This window comes from Streptomyces sp. NRRL S-646, assembly GCF_000720765.1.
Taxonomy (GTDB): domain Bacteria; phylum Actinomycetota; class Actinomycetes; order Streptomycetales; family Streptomycetaceae; genus Streptomyces.
Genome location: NZ_JODC01000016.1, coordinates 174,935 through 191,616 on the forward strand (window position 1 = coordinate 174,935; position 16,682 = coordinate 191,616).

General features: G+C 68.4%; 11 protein-coding genes and 4 pseudogenes. 9 read left to right on the forward strand and 6 right to left on the reverse strand.

What is annotated here, in order from left to right:
* Nucleotides 1-154: 154 nt before the first annotated feature.
* The 3 genes and pseudogenes from IH68_RS0137560 to IH68_RS0137570 form a co-directional block, all read right to left on the reverse strand.
* A pseudogene (locus IH68_RS0137560) lies at nt 155-568 on the reverse strand (MMPL family transporter); the annotation flags it as partial.
* A 36-nt stretch (nt 569-604) separates the two neighbouring features.
* Complete coding sequence (locus tag IH68_RS0137565; protein WP_030944597.1) at nt 605-880, reverse strand: hypothetical protein; 276 nt, start codon at nt 878-880, stop codon at nt 605-607.
* A complete protein-coding gene (locus tag IH68_RS0137570; protein ID WP_030944599.1) occupies nt 877-1,695 on the reverse strand; it encodes a phytanoyl-CoA dioxygenase family protein in 819 nt (272 codons plus the stop codon). Before IH68_RS0137570 ends, IH68_RS0137565 begins: the two co-directional genes overlap by 4 nt.
* Nucleotides 1,696-1,777: 82 nt before the next feature.
* On the opposite strand from IH68_RS0137570, the gene IH68_RS0137575 reads away from it, so the two are divergent.
* A complete protein-coding gene (locus IH68_RS0137575) occupies nt 1,778-2,563 on the forward strand; it encodes an AraC family transcriptional regulator (protein ID WP_037885897.1) in 786 nt (261 codons plus the stop codon).
* Nucleotides 2,564-2,838: 275 nt separating this feature from the next.
* Here IH68_RS0137575 and IH68_RS0137580 read toward each other — a convergent pair whose 3' ends face one another.
* Nucleotides 2,839-4,221: a condensation protein gene (locus tag IH68_RS0137580; RefSeq protein WP_030944604.1), complete on the reverse strand. Its 1,383-nt coding sequence runs from the start codon at nt 4,219-4,221 to the stop codon at nt 2,839-2,841.
* A gap of 719 nt (nt 4,222-4,940) precedes the next feature.
* Here IH68_RS0137580 and IH68_RS0137595 point away from each other — a divergent pair.
* The 7 genes and pseudogenes from IH68_RS0137595 to IH68_RS0137635 all read left to right on the forward strand — a co-directional run bounded on the left by IH68_RS0137595 (nt 4,941) and on the right by IH68_RS0137635 (nt 13,943).
* Nucleotides 4,941-7,277, forward strand: coding sequence for a sialidase family protein (locus IH68_RS0137595; protein ID WP_051833932.1), 2,337 nt, complete (start codon nt 4,941-4,943; stop codon nt 7,275-7,277).
* Between the two features lie 137 nt (nt 7,278-7,414).
* On the forward strand, nt 7,415-8,134 hold the full coding sequence (locus IH68_RS0137600) for a GH12 family glycosyl hydrolase domain-containing protein (protein ID WP_030944614.1): 720 nt from the start codon (nt 7,415-7,417) through the stop codon (nt 8,132-8,134).
* Between the two features lie 128 nt (nt 8,135-8,262).
* Nucleotides 8,263-8,759, forward strand: a pseudogene (locus IH68_RS0137605) (beta-galactosidase); the annotation flags it as partial.
* 445 nt (nt 8,760-9,204) lie between these two features.
* Complete coding sequence (locus IH68_RS0137615; protein WP_030944621.1) at nt 9,205-9,945, forward strand: hypothetical protein; 741 nt, start codon at nt 9,205-9,207, stop codon at nt 9,943-9,945.
* An 863-nt stretch (nt 9,946-10,808) separates the two neighbouring features.
* Entirely contained in the window at nt 10,809-11,795 is a 987-nt protein-coding gene (locus tag IH68_RS0137620; protein ID WP_030944625.1) for a phosphotransferase family protein, read from the forward strand.
* Nucleotides 11,796-12,287: 492 nt separating this feature from the next.
* A pseudogene (locus tag IH68_RS54085) lies at nt 12,288-12,924 on the forward strand (transposase family protein).
* A gap of 374 nt (nt 12,925-13,298) precedes the next feature.
* Nucleotides 13,299-13,943 (forward strand): hypothetical protein, encoded by a 645-nt coding sequence (locus IH68_RS0137635; RefSeq protein ID WP_030944627.1) that lies wholly within the window; start codon nt 13,299-13,301, stop codon nt 13,941-13,943.
* Nucleotides 13,944-14,509: 566 nt separating this feature from the next.
* On the opposite strand, the gene IH68_RS0137640 is transcribed toward IH68_RS0137635, so the two are convergent.
* Complete coding sequence (locus IH68_RS0137640) at nt 14,510-15,301, reverse strand: SDR family NAD(P)-dependent oxidoreductase (RefSeq protein ID WP_030944630.1); 792 nt, start codon at nt 15,299-15,301, stop codon at nt 14,510-14,512.
* Between the two features lie 85 nt (nt 15,302-15,386).
* Between IH68_RS0137640 and IH68_RS0137645 the strand changes: the two genes are divergently transcribed.
* On the forward strand, nt 15,387-16,238 hold the full coding sequence (locus IH68_RS0137645) for a helix-turn-helix transcriptional regulator (RefSeq protein ID WP_030944633.1): 852 nt from the start codon (nt 15,387-15,389) through the stop codon (nt 16,236-16,238).
* Nucleotides 16,239-16,295: 57 nt separating this feature from the next.
* On the opposite strand, the pseudogene IH68_RS50585 reads toward IH68_RS0137645, so the two are convergent.
* Nucleotides 16,296-16,682: pseudogene (locus tag IH68_RS50585) on the reverse strand (RNA-guided endonuclease TnpB family protein); the annotation flags it as partial.

The window sequence follows — 16,682 nt, forward strand, 5'->3', positions numbered from 1 at the left end:
CGGCTCAGCCAGGGCCTCTCTTTCGAGAGGGGCCCTGGGGCAGGGGTCTCATGGAGACACCGTGAACGACAACCACACGGCCGGCCAGGAGCCCACCCGTCCGCTCACCGTGGCCGACGTCCTGGTAGTGATCCGAGGCTGGGCCGGGCGCTGGTCAGCTGTGTTCGGGGCGCTCGATGGACACCTTGGGCAGTTTTCGGGCCAGTGCTGCCGGCAGCCACCAGGCCCGCTTGCCGAGCATGTGCATCACGGCCGGAACGATGAGGCAGCAGATGACCACGGCGTCGAGAAGGATGGCAACGGCCAGACCGAGACCGAACTGCTGGAGCATACGGGCGGGGCTGAGGACGAAGGCGCCGAAGACGAACATCATGATGGCCGCGGCGGCCGTGACGACCTTGCCCGTGGAAGCCAGTCCTTCACGTAGGGATCGAGAAGGGTCTTTGGTGCGCATCCACTCTTCGTGGATGCGTGAGACGAGAAAGACCTCGTAGTCCACCGACAACTCGAGGACGATCGCGAAGATCAGCGCGGGGATGAAGACTTCGATGGGACCGGGCTGTGCTCCGAGACGCGGGCCGCTGGCTCCCGCGAGCACTGGGTATCAAGGGCGAGAACCGTCCTCCACCTTCTCGAAGAAGAACTCGTGTTTGAGGAAGGAGACGTCGTACTCATGACCGGACTGAGGCGGCAGCAGTTGGGAGGCCTGGAACAGGCGCCACCCGTCCTGCAGCGCGGCAAGCCCTGTGGGATAGGGCGGTTCGTCGCTGTCGCCGGTCGTCGGACGGGTCCGGCCGGTCCCGTCGTACCGGGACCAGCCCACCACGTGGGAGTCCAGCGCTGACGTCGCAAGATAGAGGACCAGAACCTGCTGCCTCATGCGTGACTCCTCAGGGTCGGCCGGTTGCTGACGCGCGTGACCCAGTACTCGACGTCGAACGACTCGTCACCGGTCAAGGCCCGCCACAGCAGGACCCGGTTGTAGATCTCCAGTCGGGCCGTGGCCTGCTCGTACCAGGGGAAGAACGTGTTGAGTTCGGCGGTCACAGCAGGGTCGTGCAGGTCGGAGACGTCCCACAGACGCACCTGAGGCACGGTCGGGTTGAGGCGGAGTTTGTACATGTAGCGGCGGTCCGCGGTGTCGTTGCGGCGGCCACTGTGCCAGATGCCGTGATGCACCAGAACGACCGTGCCTGCCGGGCAGGTCAGACGGGTCTGCCCCCTGAGGTTCTGGACGCGGCCGACGTCCGTCTCGTTGATCCTGCGCAGATGGCTTCCGGGCACACTGAGGGTGCCGCCCATCTCGGCGGTCACCTCGTGCGGGTAGTACATGAGCTGGATGTCGAACGCGTCCGGCCGCACGTCGATGATCGCGTCGCCGTGGAGCGGCTGCGCCTGTCCCTCGTGGGGCTCGCGCACATGAACCGCATGGTGGTCGACGGTCGGCTCGGAGCCGACCAGGCTCTCGACAGCGCCTGCGACGACCGGCAGAGCGAGCAGTTCGTGGACGAAGGTGTCCGGTGCGAACGCCTTGCCCAGCGGAGTGCCGTAGGGCACTGCCGGCAGGCCCTCGGTCAAGACCGCGATGGCCCGTTCATTGATCTTCTGCGGCACCACCCCGTCCAGGCGCAGGAATCCCTGCGCGACGAAGCGCGCCACCTGAACGGATGTCAGGAGTTGCTGGCTGGTTGACATGCGACGAACGTATGCGCCCTGTTCGTATCGGTCGTGGGCTGAAATCGCCCAGTGCTGGTAATTTTCCATCCTCGTGAAGCACGTGACACTACGACTCGACGAGGCGCCCACCGTGGTCGCTGCCGGCATCGGGGTACACGGCGTCTCCACCACCCACGACGTCTTCCGGCTGCCCGACCTGTGGCAGTTGCACCTCTACCACTACGAAGGTGCTCTGTCCCTCGGGCAGTCGGTCCACCCCATACGCCCCGGCCACGTCAGCTTGGTGCCCCCGAACACGGAGGTGCACTTTCACTATCGGGGCAGGTCGGAGCATTTCTACGTCCACCTTCGGTTGCACGACGGCGGAACCGCGCGGGTGGTTCCGGTGATGCAGGACGCCGCAGCCGGGAGCACCCGCCTGGGCGATCTGCTCAGACACGCCGTGACGGCCATGCCGACCTCTCCCCCGCGAGCCACGGCGGAGGTCTGGGCCGCTCTGTGGCGCATCGCCGAGTTGTCGAGGGGCGAGGGAGCCGGGCGCCGCCACCCCTTCGTGGCAGCCGCTCAGGCTTACGTCGAGGAACACCTGGCCGGCCCGTTGTCCGTACCGGACGTCGCTCGCGCCGTCGGAATCTCCCACACACACCTGACGCGCGTGTTCGGTGCCGAAACCGGCCTCACGGTCGTGTCGTACATCCGGCACCGACGCCTTCAACGCGCCCGCCACCTTCTGTCGTCCTCCACTCTGTCCATCACCGCCATCGCCGCGGCCGTCGGCATCGCCGACCTCCAGGCCTTCAACAAGGCCTGCCGCCGTGAACTCGGCGCGAGCCCGCGCGACATACGTGCGGCTGCCCCTGCGGGGCTGGACGGCCCAGGACCGTGAGGGTGCCGGAGGACATCTGCGCCTCAGGCCGGGACAGCCTCGCCCACATGCCGTCGGCCTTCGAGGAGATGGCCGCGCGCACCTCCCGAGGCACGGAAGCCCGACCCGGAGACGTCTTCGCTCCTGTGCCTGCGGCATCGGTGCCTCGCCGAGTTGTGGGACCGCAGGGGGCGGCTGGATCCGCCTGCGCTGTCCCTTGAGACACCCCCGACCCGCCCCGGTTCCTCCAGAGGGAGCCGGATCTCGACGTGCACCATCCGCACCCCGTCGCGTCTCTACGCGCCGGCGAAGGAGCCGCTCCGTGCGGCGTGACCGCCGATCGCGGCGCTGACCAGCCGTCTCTCGAAGGAGAGGAGTATCTGTTCGAGATCGGTCGCGTCGAACGACGTCGCATCCGTCCCGAGGCTGATTCCGGCTGTCTCGGACATACCCCACACATCGAAGCAGAGCTTTCCGGAGTACGTGTCGACGGGTTTGGGGAATCGCCGGTAACGGCTGGATGCCATGGCTCGTTCGAGGTCCTGCTGTGCCCTGTCCGCGCGAGCCCGGATCAGCGTGCCGGGCGCTATGGGGCGGACGTTGACCATGTACGGGTTGTGGGCGGAGCGCCCCAGTTCGGCGGAGACCTCGTCCAGGGATCTGGCGTAGCGGTCGGGCTCTCGCAGGCTGACGGAGGAGGATCTCGCGAGTGCCGCGTCGACGGCCCGGCACAGCGCCGGGAACCGGTCGCTGCCCAGGGACGTGTCGACCTGGACGAGGGCCCTGCCGGCGACATGGGCCACCGCCTCGCGGGCGAGGGCGGTCTGCCGGTTGGCCATCACGGTGTTGAACACGCAGGTGCCGATGCCGAGGAGCTCGGCGAGCGCGCACGCGTATGCGGCTTGCAGGACGGCGGCCACGGAGGTCCGGTACTGCTTCGCAAGACGGGCTGCCGCGAGCGCGACCGCCGCCGAGTCGAGGCATACGAAGTTGTAGATGGTGTCACTGTGTCTCGCCGGCGTCCGGAGTTCGGGCATGACGGACTGCCGGAGCATGGCCCGGTCATGGGTGTCGACACGATGGGCGTGCCGCAGCCCCGAGGGACTGCGTTCGAAGCTCGCGATCTGCCGCGGCTGCCACCCCGAGCCGAGGTCGGCGCTCGGATCGGCGGCCAGTCGGGCTATGCGTTCGGCCACGATCCGGGCGGCCGTCGTGTCCGCCGAGAAGTGATGCAATGACAGCGCGATATGAATGGGTCTGCCGTCCACGCTGATGACGGCGGCCCGTAACGGCAGGTCGTCCGGGGCGAATCCGCGCTCGGCCAGTCGCAGGGTTAAGGCGCTCAGCTCGTCGAACGTCGCCCGGGCGTCACAGGCGTACTCGTCGACCTGGAGCACCCCGGAGGCCACGACGACCGCGCGCGGGTGCCCGTCCGCTTCCCGTGGATACAGCGTGCGCAGCGCCTCGAAGTGGGCCATGACGGCGGCGAAGGCATGCAGCACCGCGGCCATGTCGGGTCGGCCGTCGAGTGCCCGCCCCATCCGTACGTTCCTGTTGCGGGGTCCGTGGAGATGGGGATGGCATCCTTCGCGTTCATGGGCCTTCTGCGACCAGGTCAGTTGATGCTCTCCGGCGGTGCCGGCGGCGAAGACGACGTCATGGCGTGCGATCTGTCGCATACCCGCCCCGGCCCTCCTCCGGTACGTGGAGGCCCCCGATCCTCCACGCCGTGCGGCGGTACGACGACGCGGCCGGAGCGCGGGCGCCCATCTTCAGGCAGAGGATAGATCCGCGCGGACCAGGTGCGTCAATGCTCGGGAAGCAGGGAACGCGGCGGCAGTGGACGCGTCCCGCCGACGATCGCGGCCAAGTGGACACCGCCGCGCAGAACGAGATGCAGATCGTGCAGTCGACGACCTGATCTCCCGGCTTAGGCTCGACGAGCGCATCGAGCCAAGGGGTCGCGCAGGGTCACGGAACGGCAGGTCGGTGGTGGGCGACTGCGGGCCCGGGCGGCGTGTGGCTTTCCTCGATCCCACGGTCGTGCTGTCGAAGCGCTTCGACGTTGACATGACGTTGAGTCATGTGTCAATCACAGTTGACCCAGCCGTCTCAAGCCGTTGTTCCAGCGGCGGCGCCCCTCTCCGAGAGTTCGTAAAGTGCAGCTCACCTCGGACGAAGTCGCTTGAAGAGTGGATGCACCGCCACCCTCGACCGCGCCTGTTACCGGAAAGTGACCTGGACGGCCTGTTGTCGTGTCTGGAAACACGGCCTTAGTGTCACCGAAACGTCGAAGCGCATCGACTCGGATTGCTCCCGCCTTCCCGACCTCAGGCCGGACGACTCGGGGTCGGCCCGCCCGCCGGTCGGATCCACGCATACGAAGGGCCGCAACGACATGAGCATCGAGATGAACCGCCGCGGACTGCTGGCCGCCGGTGCGGCCGCGGCCGCCCTCCCTGTGCTCGCCCCCTCCGCCGCGTCCGCCCGCGCGGCCGGCACGGTCCGACGCGCGCCCTACACCTTCCGCAACGCCGAGATAGTCGGCGGCGGCTTCGTCCACGGCATCGTCTTCAATCAGCGCGAACCCGGGCTCGTGTACGCCCGTACCGACATCGGCGGCGCCTACCGCCTCGACACGGCGTCCCGGCGGTGGCTCCCCCTCACCGACTGGATCGGCTGGGACGAGTACGGACACACCGGCATCATCAGCATCGCCACCGACGAGGTCGACCCCGACCGCGTCTACCTGGCGGCGGGCACCTACACCCTTCCCGACTGGGACCCGACCATGGCGGCGATCCTGCGCTCGACCGACCGCGGCCGCACCTGGAAGACCACTCCCCTGCCGTTCCGGCTGGGCGGCAACATGCCCGGCCGGGGCATCGGCGAGCGGCTGGTGATCGACCCCAACCGCAACGGGATCCTCTACCTGGGAGTGCGCGGGGGCCACGGGCTGTGGCGCAGCACCGACCACGGCAAGACCTTCGCGAAGGTGACCGGCTTCCCCAACGCGGGCAACTTCGTCCCCGACCCCAGCGACCCCAATGGCTACAACGGCGACAACCTGGGCGTGCTGCAAGTCGTCTTCGACAAGCGCACCGGCAGGCCGGGCAGAGTCACCCGGACCCTCTACGTCACCGTCGCCGACACCGACAACATCCTGTACCGGTCCACCGACGCGGGAGCGACCTGGGAACGCGTGCCCGGGCAGCCCACCGGCTTCATCCCGCACCACGCGGTCTTCGACCACGTCGGAGGCCACCTGTACCTGGCGACCAGCAACACCGCGGGCCCCTACGACGGCTCCAAGGGCGACGTGTGGAAGCTGGACACCACCACCGACACCTGGACCCGTATCAGCCCGGTCCCGTCCACCAGTGACGACGACACCTACGGTTACAGCGGCCTGACCATCGACCGGCAGAACCCCCACACCCTGATGGTGTCCACCCAGGTCAACTGGTCCCCCGACTGCATCCTCTTCCGCTCCACCGACGGCGGCGCGAGCTGGACCCGCGCGTGGGACTGGGGCACGCGTCCCGAACGCACCCTGCGCTACGACATCGACATCTCGGCCGCCCCCTGGCTGACCTGGAACGCCTCCCCGTCGCTGCCCGAAATGACCCCCAAGCTGGGCTGGATGATGGAGTCCGTCCAGATCGACCCCTTCGACTCCGACCACTTCATGTACGGAACCGGCGCGACGATCTACGGCGCCAACAACCTGACCGACTGGGACAGCGGCGGCACGGTTCACCTGTCGGTGCGGGCCCAGGGCCTGGAGGAGTGCTCCATCGGCTGTGTGATCAGCCCGCCCGCCGGCCCGGCACACCTCTTCTCCGGCGTGGGTGACGTCGGCGGCTTCCGGCACACGGATCTGAACAAGGCGACGAAGATGTACGACAACCCGACCTTCGGCGCCACCCCGGCCCTGGACTACGCCGAGCTGGCGCCCCACACCGTCGTGCGGGTCGGGAACCCCACCAGCGGCTGGACCCAGCACTTCGCCATCTCCACCGACAGCGGCGCCACCTGGAGACCCTCGGGCAGCGAGCCGTCGGGCGTCACCGGGGCCGGGGTCGACGACCAGGCCGTCGCGATCAGCGCCGACGGAAGGCGGGTCGTCTGGTCACCGGCCGGTGCGCCGGTCAGCTGGTCCGACGACCACGGAGCCACCTGGACGGCTTCGAAGGGGCTGCCGGCCGGGGCCCCCGTGCGCTCCGACCGGGTGAACCCGGCGAAGTTCTACGCCTACGACTCCGGCGTCTTCTACCTCAGCACGGACGGCGGCAAGAGCTTCACGGCGACGGCGGCGACCGGTCTGCCCACCGCGGGGAACGTCCGGTTCAAGCCGGTCCCGGGCCACGAGGGCGACATCTGGCTGGCCGGCGGCACCACCAAGCCCACCACCCCCACACCGTACGGGCTCTGGCGGTCGACCGACTCCGGAACGTCCTTCACCAGGTTCGAGGCGGTGGACGAGGGCGACGTCGTCGGTTTCGGCAAGGCCGCGCCCGGCGCCAAGTACCCCGCTGTGTACACCAGTTCAAAGATCCGCGGCGTGCGCGGCATCTTCCGGTCCGACGACGCGGGCCGGACCTGGGCCCGCATCAACGACGACCGCCACCAGTACGCCTGGACCGGCAACACTCTGACCGGAGACCCCCGGGCTTACGGCCGCGTCTACTTCGGGACCAACGGACGCGGAGTCATGTACGGCGACCCCAAGTGAGGTCTGACTTCCGGTCACCGATCTCTCCGTCTCTGCCGTCCCGAAGAGGAGACCGACGTAGCCCTGCCGCCAGGGCAGGACGACCGACTTCTCCTCCTGTGTGATCCCCCCACTCAGCACACATTGAAGGAGGGCTGATGAAATTCCGTATCGGCTGGGCCGCGCTGCTCGCGGCTCTGGCTCTCGTCTTCACCCTGCCGAACTCCGCAGTGGCAGCGTCATCGACGTACTGGTTCAAGTACTACGCGACCGGCGGCAATGCCTCGACGTGGTACAGCAACGACGCCTCGTGGGGTGTGAACTCCTCGACCGGCACCGGCTTCGTCGCCATGGTCGACGGCAAGGACTGGGGCTATACGTCCCCGGTGACCACGCTCCCCAAGAAGCTCAGCGCCATCAGTCCCAACAACACAACGTGGTTCAGCCAGTCGGCGTACCCGAACTCCGGCTCGTACTACGACGCCACGTACGACATCTTCATCGACCAGACCGCCGCGCCCACCAACCGCAACTCCCACAACGAGCTGATGATCTGGCTCAACTGGTCCAACACCAAGCCTCTGGCCAACGCCTATGACGCCAGCGGCAACGCGATCCCGACCGCGACCAACGTCAGCCTCGGCGGCCGTACCTGGAACATCTACGAGTACAACTGGCCGGACGGCGTCAGCCACACCATCAGCTACCTGGACACGAGCAGGTCCGGCTGGTGGTCCGGAAGCCTCACCCCGTTCTTCAACTGGGGCATCAACAGGGGCTACTACACCAACGACCAGTACCTCAACAGCATCATGGCCGGCTGGGAGTTCGGGCCGGGCAACTACACCGCCAGTTCCTGGGGCGTCGCGGGCTTCTGACGCCGCGACAAACCGAGCGGCGGACCAGTGACCGGCCGCCCTCTGCCCAAATGCGCCGCCCGGCTCTCCGTACGGGGGGTCGGGCGGCCCGGAAGCAGCGCCCGAACGCTCCGCGGGGAGGCACCGGCATGACCCCACGCAGTGTCACCGACCGCCTGGGTGGGCTCGCCCTCGGCGGGGACTTCAACCCCGAGCAGTGGGACGAGCCGTCTGGAACGAGGACGACGAGCTCATGCGCCGGGCCAGGGTCAACCTCGCCACCGTGGACGTCTTCTCCTGGGCCCTGCTGGAACCGGAAGAGGGCCGCTACGACTTCGCCTGGCTCGACGCCCACATCGACCGCCTGCACGCGAACGGCGTGGCCGTAGACCTCGCCACCCCGACCGCCTCCCCGCCGCCCTGGTTCACCCTGCCCCACCCCGACGCGCTGCCGGTCACCCCGCACGGCATCCGCCTCACCCACGGCAGCCGCGACACCTACTGCCTCGCCGCGCCCGCCTACCGCAGTGCGGCCCGCCGGATCGCCTCCGACCTGGCCGAGCGGTACGGCGTCCACCCCGCCCTCGCGCGGTGGCACGTGCACAACGAGTACGCCACGCTCTGCTACTGCGACCACACGGCGGCCGACGCCCTCCTCGGGCGCACCGGGGTCGCAACAGTCCCGGAGGAGTCGGGGTACAGAGCTGACGGGACGTCATTTCTGGCTGTGAGACGGGGAAGCGTACGCGGTCTCACACAGACTCAACCCCCGTAATCGAACCTCGTGGTGACGCTCCGCGACTGCCCTCAGCACGCCCTGCCGTCGCTGGACGTCGCCCGAGGAAGTCGCGATTACTGTGGGCCCAAGTAGCTCTGCGTTGTCTTCCGGCTCCTTGGCATCCGGCCCCGGAGCTCGCGCAAGAAACCGTTTGGCAGACCACGGCGGCCCTGCTACTTTCGCGGGGGCCGTGCGAGAGAACTAGGAGGTGGTACCCGTGAACGTATCGACATGGGTGCTCTCCTCCGGGGTCACGGTCGGGCGATAGGTCGTCCGGGAGTGCCGTTCAACAGCTCTCCCGAAAGGCACGATCATGGCCCTTCATTTCACGTCCCGACAGCGCCTCGACGACGACGTCCTCGAACGCGAATTCGCCCTCGGTGAGATCCCCGGCATCCTGTGGACGCCCGCCGCCGCATCCGCACCGACGCCGCTGATCCTGCTCGGCTCTCCCCCGCTCGGACTGCGCAAGATGTACCCCCGACTTGCGGCGCGGGCCCGGCACGCCGCGGCGGACGGCTTCGCCGCGGTCACCATCGAGCTCCCCGGGAGCGGTGACCGGCCCCGTTGGGCCGCCGCCGAGCAGGCCCGCGCCGACCTGCGCCGGGCCAGGGAAGCCGGCGAGCCGGTCAGCGACGAGATCATCGACGCCCTCGTCCTCCCGCTCGTCGACAAGGCGGTCCCGGAATGGCAGGCCACCCTGGACGCCCTCCTGTCGCTACCCGAGATCGGCGGCCCGGTCGGGTACTCGGGCGGAGTGATCTCCATCGGTATCCGGCTGGCGGTAGTCGAGCCGCGCATCGTGGCCGCCGGTCTCTTCGCCGGGAGTTTCGTGCCTCGCGCCGTGGTCGAGGAGGCCCGCCAGGTCACCATTCCGCTGCATGTCCTGCTGCAGTGGGACGACGAAGGAAACGACCGGCAGGCGGCCCTTGATCTGTTCGACGCCTTCGGCTCCAAGGAGAAGTCCCTGCACGCCAACATGGGCGGGCACACCGGCGTTCCGCAGTTCGCGGGGGACGCCGCGGCCCAGTTCTTCACCCGACACCTGAAGTGAGGCCGGGCCGCCAGGCCATCAGCAGACGGTAAGCCAGGTTGGCCAGGATGCTCTCGTCGAGGGCAGGTCCCAGCGCTCCACTGCTGTTCATGCCGTGGGCCGCTGCCGACTAGGACGCTGTTGGTGAATCCGCCCCGCTGGATCTCATCCAGCGGGGCGGAGCGCTGCGAAGGGTGAGATGCGGGTGCGGGCGTCCACCCGTCTGGGCTGGACATGTCCAGCTCTGACGTGCCCCGGCCGTCCGCCGCGGCAGTTGCTGCGACTCCATGCCGCTTACTCCGACGGGCGGCAGCTCGTTCTCGCCAGACACGCGCCCGCCTGCCGCACGACCACCCAGCCACCGGCAGCAGCTCCGACACCACCAGGCGTTCCCGGCGGTGTTCACCGGCCCTGGCACCGCGACGCACGCAAGCCCGCGCCCGTCGGCGCCCCGGGACTGTGCGCCCACCAGCACTGCCTGTCCGCTGTTGACCAGCTGGTGCCGTGGCACAGACGGCAGGACGAAGACGCCCTGGAAACCGATCGCCCCCGCACGGTATACGGAGTACCGCTCAACCCGCCTGACGCACGCTGTGCGCTCGGCCCTGCCAGGCCCGCGCGCACGTCGGCGACGACCTGGAGGGGACCGGGCCGCCAATGCCGCAGGAACCGTCCCCCGGGTGTGCGTACCGGCCGCCGCCCCCTCAGCCGGGAACCTGGATGCCCGGGGATTTGGAGGCCGGGAGGCTGCGAGGTCAGCACTCGGCGATGCAAGCAGTGCCCTACGACGACGGCGCGGCTTCGCACTAGGCTGTGCAGCGCCCGGCAAGGGACAGGTCGGGGGCGGTCTCGTTGCCGGGGTGCCGTGATCGAAGGAGCCTTGCGTGGAAGCCGTGACGGAGAGCATCACGAAGAACCGGCAGTCGGCGCGCACCCTGCGCGCGATGGTCGAGCGCGCCTACGGCAGCGGGCAGGTGCCCCAGGACGACGGCTTCGCCGAGGAGATCACCCACGGCTGGTTCAACGTCGCCTACCGGATCCGGCTGCGCGATGGGCGGCACGTGGTGCTGAAGATCGCTCCCCCCTCGGATGTCGCGGTGCTGACCCGCGAGCGGGGGATGATGCGCACGGAGCTGGCCGCGATGGCGCTGGTGCGCGAGCGCACGACGGTCCCGGTGCCGCGGGTCGACCACGCAGATCTGTCCGGGGAACTGGTCGCGGCCGACTACTTCTTCATGGAGTACGTGGACGCGGACAACTTCGGCATCGCCGTCGAGGAAGGGCGGCTGCCGGCCGAGGTGGTCACCGCGGGCGGGCGGCAGCTGGGCGCGCTCAACCGGGAACTCAACTCGATCACCGGCCCACACTTCGGACCGCTGGTGGGCACGGGCTCGGCGACATGGCGCGAGGCGTTCACCCTGCTGATGGAGGACACCCTCGCCGACGGGCTGCGGGCGGGCGTCGACATCGGCCGGGAGTACGACGAGATCCGCGCGGTCCTGGCGGAGAACGCAAGTGCTCTGGACGAGGTGGGCGAGCCGCGGTTCGTCGAGGTCGACCTGTGGACGAAGAACTCGATGATCAGGGATGGCCGGATCGTCTCGGTCCTCGACCACGAACGCGCGATGTGGGGCGACCCGCTGATGGAGGCGGGTTTCACCGGCATCGACCTTCCCGCGTTCGGCGACCCCGCCGACTTCGTGAGCGGATACGGCCTGGGCGAACTGTCCCCCTCACAGCGCAAGCGCCGTCGCCTGTACTCGCTGCATCTGGCCGTCGTCATGATCGTCGAGACGGTGTTTCGGGGCCACACGGACCCGACCACCTACGACTTCGCCCGCACCCAACTCGATCTGCTCATGGCCCGCTGAACCCGCTCCGAGGCAGGTACTTCGAAAATCCGGCCATCACCAGCGGACACCCCGCTCCGCCGTGCTCGGCATCGGCACTGCCGGTGCGCTGCTGATCAGCATCCGGCAGGTGCCGCTTCTCGTATGGCTGCAGGGGAGCGCCCGCACTCCCGCGAGGCGTCGGGCGTGATGATGTGCACGCACCCGATCCACAAGCATGCGGGCGAGCGGTGTTCGGCGTTGATGCCGCCTCCGCGTCTGCGGGCGACGCCACCGTGTTCGCGTTCCAGCAGTTGCCGGCCAGCCGACCGGTGGGCGCAGAAGCGCAACAAGGTCATCCTTTTCTGCTCAGTATCGCTTGTATCCGGCATCGCCTCTGACGATCCGCCGTCGTGCAGCGTGCTGAGCCTTTCCAACCTGCCTCTGGTGTGGGGAAGTTACGCTGACAGCGTGGTGAAGCCCCTGGTAGACGGGTTCACGACCAAGATTTCCTCGCCCCACCAGAGGCTTCGTGTGCTTGCCTGCCCGTCCGGGCTGGACGTGTCCAACTCTGCCCTGCGCCTGCTGTCCGCCGAGCTCCGTCGACGCCGTAAGGAGATCGGCACCCGCTGGCGGCGGTTGACTCCGGAGTGGCAGGCATTGCTTCGACGAAGGCATTCGTCCTGCTGGACGGCACCCTCCTGCCGATCGACCGCAGCTTGACGAACATAGGGGCATCAAGCACAAGAAGCGCGGAATGAACGTGCAGGTCCTCGCCGATCCAGCCGGCCGACTTCTGTGGGCCTCACCAGCCTCCCCAGTGCGATCCACGACGTCCGGGCCGCCCGCGAGCACGGCATCGTCGACGTCCTCACCGACGCTGGCACCAGGCGGACAAGGGATATCGGGGCTCGAGAGGTACGATCCGTGTCCCCTGCTGGGGCCGCTGGGAGAACCTCTCCACGGGCCAGCAGGTCGTCAACCGGTCTCACGCGAAGATCCGAGCCCTCGTCGAGCAGCCCATCGCCACCCTCAAAACCTGGCGTCTCCTCCGCAAACTGCGCTGCTCGACCCCCCCGCATCCAGCCTCGTCCAGGCCATACTCGCGCTGCATCCGGCCGGCTCAGAGCGAAGTTGGAAAAGGCTCAGTTGCGCAATCGCCGCCCCATGACCAGAACCGACGCACGTTGATCGGTTCGGCGATCTCGAGAATGATCGGGCACGAATGAGTTCCGAAGTTGCCTCAATCAGACGATGCTGCAGGCGAGTTGGAGCAGGCCAAGGAGGAGATCGGTACGAATCTCGTAGCCGCTACGGAGTCGAGCGCTACCCTGATCACTCTCGCGCAGGTCGAGTTCGTCACGGCGAGATGAGCCGAGAGCGAGGAAAATCGAGGCAACCGCCTTCTCAGACGATCAGTCAGGCCCACAGATAGGCGGTTGCTCCGCGGAACAATCTGCTCCCGCTGTCCGTACTATCACTACACGCCAAACCCTATTTTCCGTAGGCCCGTTTCGGCGGCGACCTCAACGAAAGGTCGGCATCATGTCCGAGAACACAACCGCTTCCACAGAACTGACCTCGCAATACGCCGCCCAGGTCACCAGCGACCTCGAGCGCAACCTCAAAGAGCAGGAACGCGTCAGCGGAGAAATCGCCGCGCTGCAGGAGCAGTTGGCAACCTTGCAGCACGATCACACCGTCCTGATGAACATGCAGCAGGCTCTCGGCATCACTCTCCGCCCCGACAGTTCTGCCGCCGCACCCGAAAAAGCCGCCGTGCCCGTTCCCCGCAAGAAATCCGCCACGACCCCGGGTAGCACCGCCCGGGCCACGAAAACCCCCACCTCGCCCAGCCGCACACGAACGCGTAAGCCGGCCACCAAGGCCCCGGCCGCGGCTAGGACAGCGACACAGCCCTCCCTCGTCGAACTGACCCGCCAACACCTCGCCGGGCAGAGCGAACCGCGCTCCACCGCCGAAGTCGCCGCCGCCCTCGACCAGGCCCACCCCGACCGCGGCATCAAGAACACCGTGGTGCGCACCACCCTCGAAAACCTCGTCGCCAAGGGCCAGGCCCAGCGCACCAAGCAGGGCAGCTCCGTCTACTACGTCGCCCCCGATACCCCCCAGCCCACGCCCCCTTCCCCGACCGAATCACAGCAGCAGGATGAGGCTCGGCCTGAGTAGGCGCAGTAACCGTTCGGCCTCTCCTGGCGGTGGAGCAAGTCCCGCATGGCTTTGTCGATGACAATGCGGCCCGCTGGTCCAACTTGTGGGAGTGACCCAGACCTTGGGCCCGCGCTGCTACCGGAGTCATTCGCAGTGCTCCGCCCTGCAGGACTTTGCTGGAGGAATGCGTGATTCGAGCAGGGTTGGGTCGTTGGTCCCCATGGTTGGGCCCGGAGCTGTTCCGCCTGCCCAGTCAGTGGAATCCGGTGGAGATGCCGCGGTGCAGGAGCGACCTCGCGGAGCCTGCCGAGCGGCGCAACCAAGACACCGTCAACATCGACCCCTTGGCCGCACTCGGCGGAGACGCGGCTGTCTGTCCGTGACCTTCTGACGCTTTTCACCGGCCTGGTCCACGAGGAAGCGCAGGTCGCCGCCGAGCGGTGACCGCACTGATGGCTCAGCCCCCAGTCCGGCCCTCTGGCCACCCCGCAGGAACACCGGTGGCATCGCCCGTGATCGGAATGCCATCGCCGTTCCTGTGCAGGGTGGTGAAGGGGGCGACCCGGGGGCCGGACGGCCGCTTTTCAGGCGCCGGCGCCGCCGTCCACCGGGACGATCGCGCCGGTCACATACGAGGCACGGTCGCTGAGCAGCCAGGCGGCTGCCTCGGCGATCTCCCGGGGTTCGCCCATCCGCCCCAGCGGGATCCTCGCGCTCATTCCCTCGATGACGCCGGGAGTCGCCGCTTCCCATTCGTCGATCATCTCGGTGGCCGTGCCACCGGGGGTGATGCCGTTGACCCGGATGTTGGCGGAGGCCAAGTTGACCGCGGCCGTCTCGGTGAGGCTGTTGAGCGCGCGCTTCATCGCCCCGTAGGCGGGCAGGGCGGGGTTGGCGCGGCGGCTGCCGATGCTGGAGGTGTTGACGATGGCCCCGCCGCCGCCCTGTCGCATGAGTGCGACCTCGGCGTTCATGGCGGTCCAGTGCGCGCGGAAGTTCACGGTGAACTGCTGGTCGATGTCCTCATCGGTGGTGGTGTCGACGGGGCCGGGCTGCTGGATCACCGCCCCGTTGTTGAATGCGCCGTCGAGCCGTCCGTGCAACTCATCGACGCGGTCCACCGCCGCGCAGATGCTCCCACGGTCGGCGAGGTCCATGGTGACGGCGTCGGCGACGCCGCCGTCGACGCGTATCTCCTTCACGACGGCCTCGAGCGCGTCGGTGCTGCGGGCGGCGAGCACGACGGCGGCGCCCTCTGCCGCGAAGAGCCGGGCCGCGGCCGCCCCGATGCCGCGGCTGGCGCCGGTGATGAAGATGACCTTGCCGGTGAGCAGGCCGACGGGTGCGCTGCCGCTGGTGTTCGTGTGATTCGTCATGGCAACAGCCTTTGGCCGGCCGCCGGCCGGATACAGGCACAGGCTGTACCAGGATCCGCCGCCGGACTGCGGGCACACTGGGCGAATGGACAAGCTGGAGCTCGGAGCGTTCCTCCGCAGCCGCCGCGAGCGGCTCCGCCCGCAGGACGTCGGCCTTCCCTCCGGGCCGCGACGCCGCACACCAGGTCTGCGCCGCGAGGAAGTGGCGGTCCTCGCACACATGTCCACCGAGTACTACATCCGACTCGAGCAGGGCAGGGCGCCACGCCCCTCTGGCGACGTCCTGGCCGCGATCGCGGGCGCGTTGCGACTCACCGACGCCGAGTCCGACCACCTCCACGTCCTCGCGGGCACCGCGCCGAACCGTACCGGCCTGCACCGGCGCGACGTCCGCCCCAGCATCCTCGCGCTCCTGGAGCGGCTGCCGCAGACGGCCGGCTTCGTGATGTCCGCCGCGTGCGAGGTCCTCGCCTGGAACGACCTCGCGGCCGCGCTCATGGAGGACTTCGCCCCGCTGTCCCCCGAGGACCGCAACCTCGCCCGCCGAGTCTTCCCCGGACCGCAGCACGCCGATACGACGCTCTACGGGATCTCCGACGCCGCAGACTTCCGACTGAGCGTCGTGAGGCAGCTCCGCACGACCCTCGCCCGTTACCCGGCCGATCCCGCGGTCACCGGCCTCGTCGGCGAACTCCGCGACATCAGCCCCGATTTCGCCCGGCTCTGGGAACGACACGACGTACAGGCTGCGCCGATGCTCACCAAGACGTTCCGCCACCCGGCCGTCGGGGAGGTCGCGGTCGACTGCGACACGCTCACCCTCACCGACCGCGACCAGTACCTCGTGCTCTTCACCGCACCGCCGGGCTCCCCCGGCGCCGAGGCCCTCGCCCTGCTGAACGTCCTGGGAGCACAGGCCAGTCACTACCTGCCTTGACTTGCTCCGCGGGCTGAAGTCCGAGGATTCTGGCCTTCTCGGCTGGTTGCTGTGCCCCTACGCGGCACGGTTTCCGGTCGGGAGTCCGTGGCTTCCTGTTTCTTCGCGCTGTGCCGGGATGGTGTCCCGGTCGTGGACCGTGCCGCAGGCGCTACAGGTCCATTCCCGGACGTTCAGGGGTTTGGGTCCATCCTTGACGCCGCAGGTGGAGCAGGTCTGGGGGGTCGGCTCGAACCGGCCGATCTTCATCAGAGTGCGGCCCTACCGCTCCGCCTTGTACTGGAGCATGCTGAGGAACGATGACCATCCGGCGTCGTGCACGGACTTGGCCAGCTTCGTGCGGGTGAGTCCAGCCACCGACAGGTCCTCCACGGCGATCCCTTGGTTCTCGGATATCAGCTTCGTGGAGAGCTGGTGGTGGAACTCGCGGCGCGCGTCGGCAAC

Coding starts and splice junctions, on each gene's coding strand:
- IH68_RS0137565 (WP_030944597.1), bottom strand. CDS start 880: ATGAGGCAGCAGGTTCTGGTCCTCTATCTTGCGACGTCAGCGCTGGAC.
- IH68_RS0137570 (WP_030944599.1), bottom strand. CDS start 1,695: ATGTCAACCAGCCAGCAACTCCTGACATCCGTTCAGGTGGCGCGCTTC.
- IH68_RS0137580 (WP_030944604.1), bottom strand. CDS start 4,221: ATGCGACAGATCGCACGCCATGACGTCGTCTTCGCCGCCGGCACCGCC.
- IH68_RS0137595 (WP_051833932.1), top strand. CDS start 4,941: ATGAGCATCGAGATGAACCGCCGCGGACTGCTGGCCGCCGGTGCGGCC.
- IH68_RS0137600 (WP_030944614.1), top strand. CDS start 7,415: ATGAAATTCCGTATCGGCTGGGCCGCGCTGCTCGCGGCTCTGGCTCTC.
- IH68_RS0137615 (WP_030944621.1), top strand. CDS start 9,205: ATGGCCCTTCATTTCACGTCCCGACAGCGCCTCGACGACGACGTCCTC.
- IH68_RS0137635 (WP_030944627.1), top strand. CDS start 13,299: ATGTCCGAGAACACAACCGCTTCCACAGAACTGACCTCGCAATACGCC.
- IH68_RS0137640 (WP_030944630.1), bottom strand. CDS start 15,301: ATGACGAATCACACGAACACCAGCGGCAGCGCACCCGTCGGCCTGCTC.
- IH68_RS0137645 (WP_030944633.1), top strand. CDS start 15,387: ATGGACAAGCTGGAGCTCGGAGCGTTCCTCCGCAGCCGCCGCGAGCGG.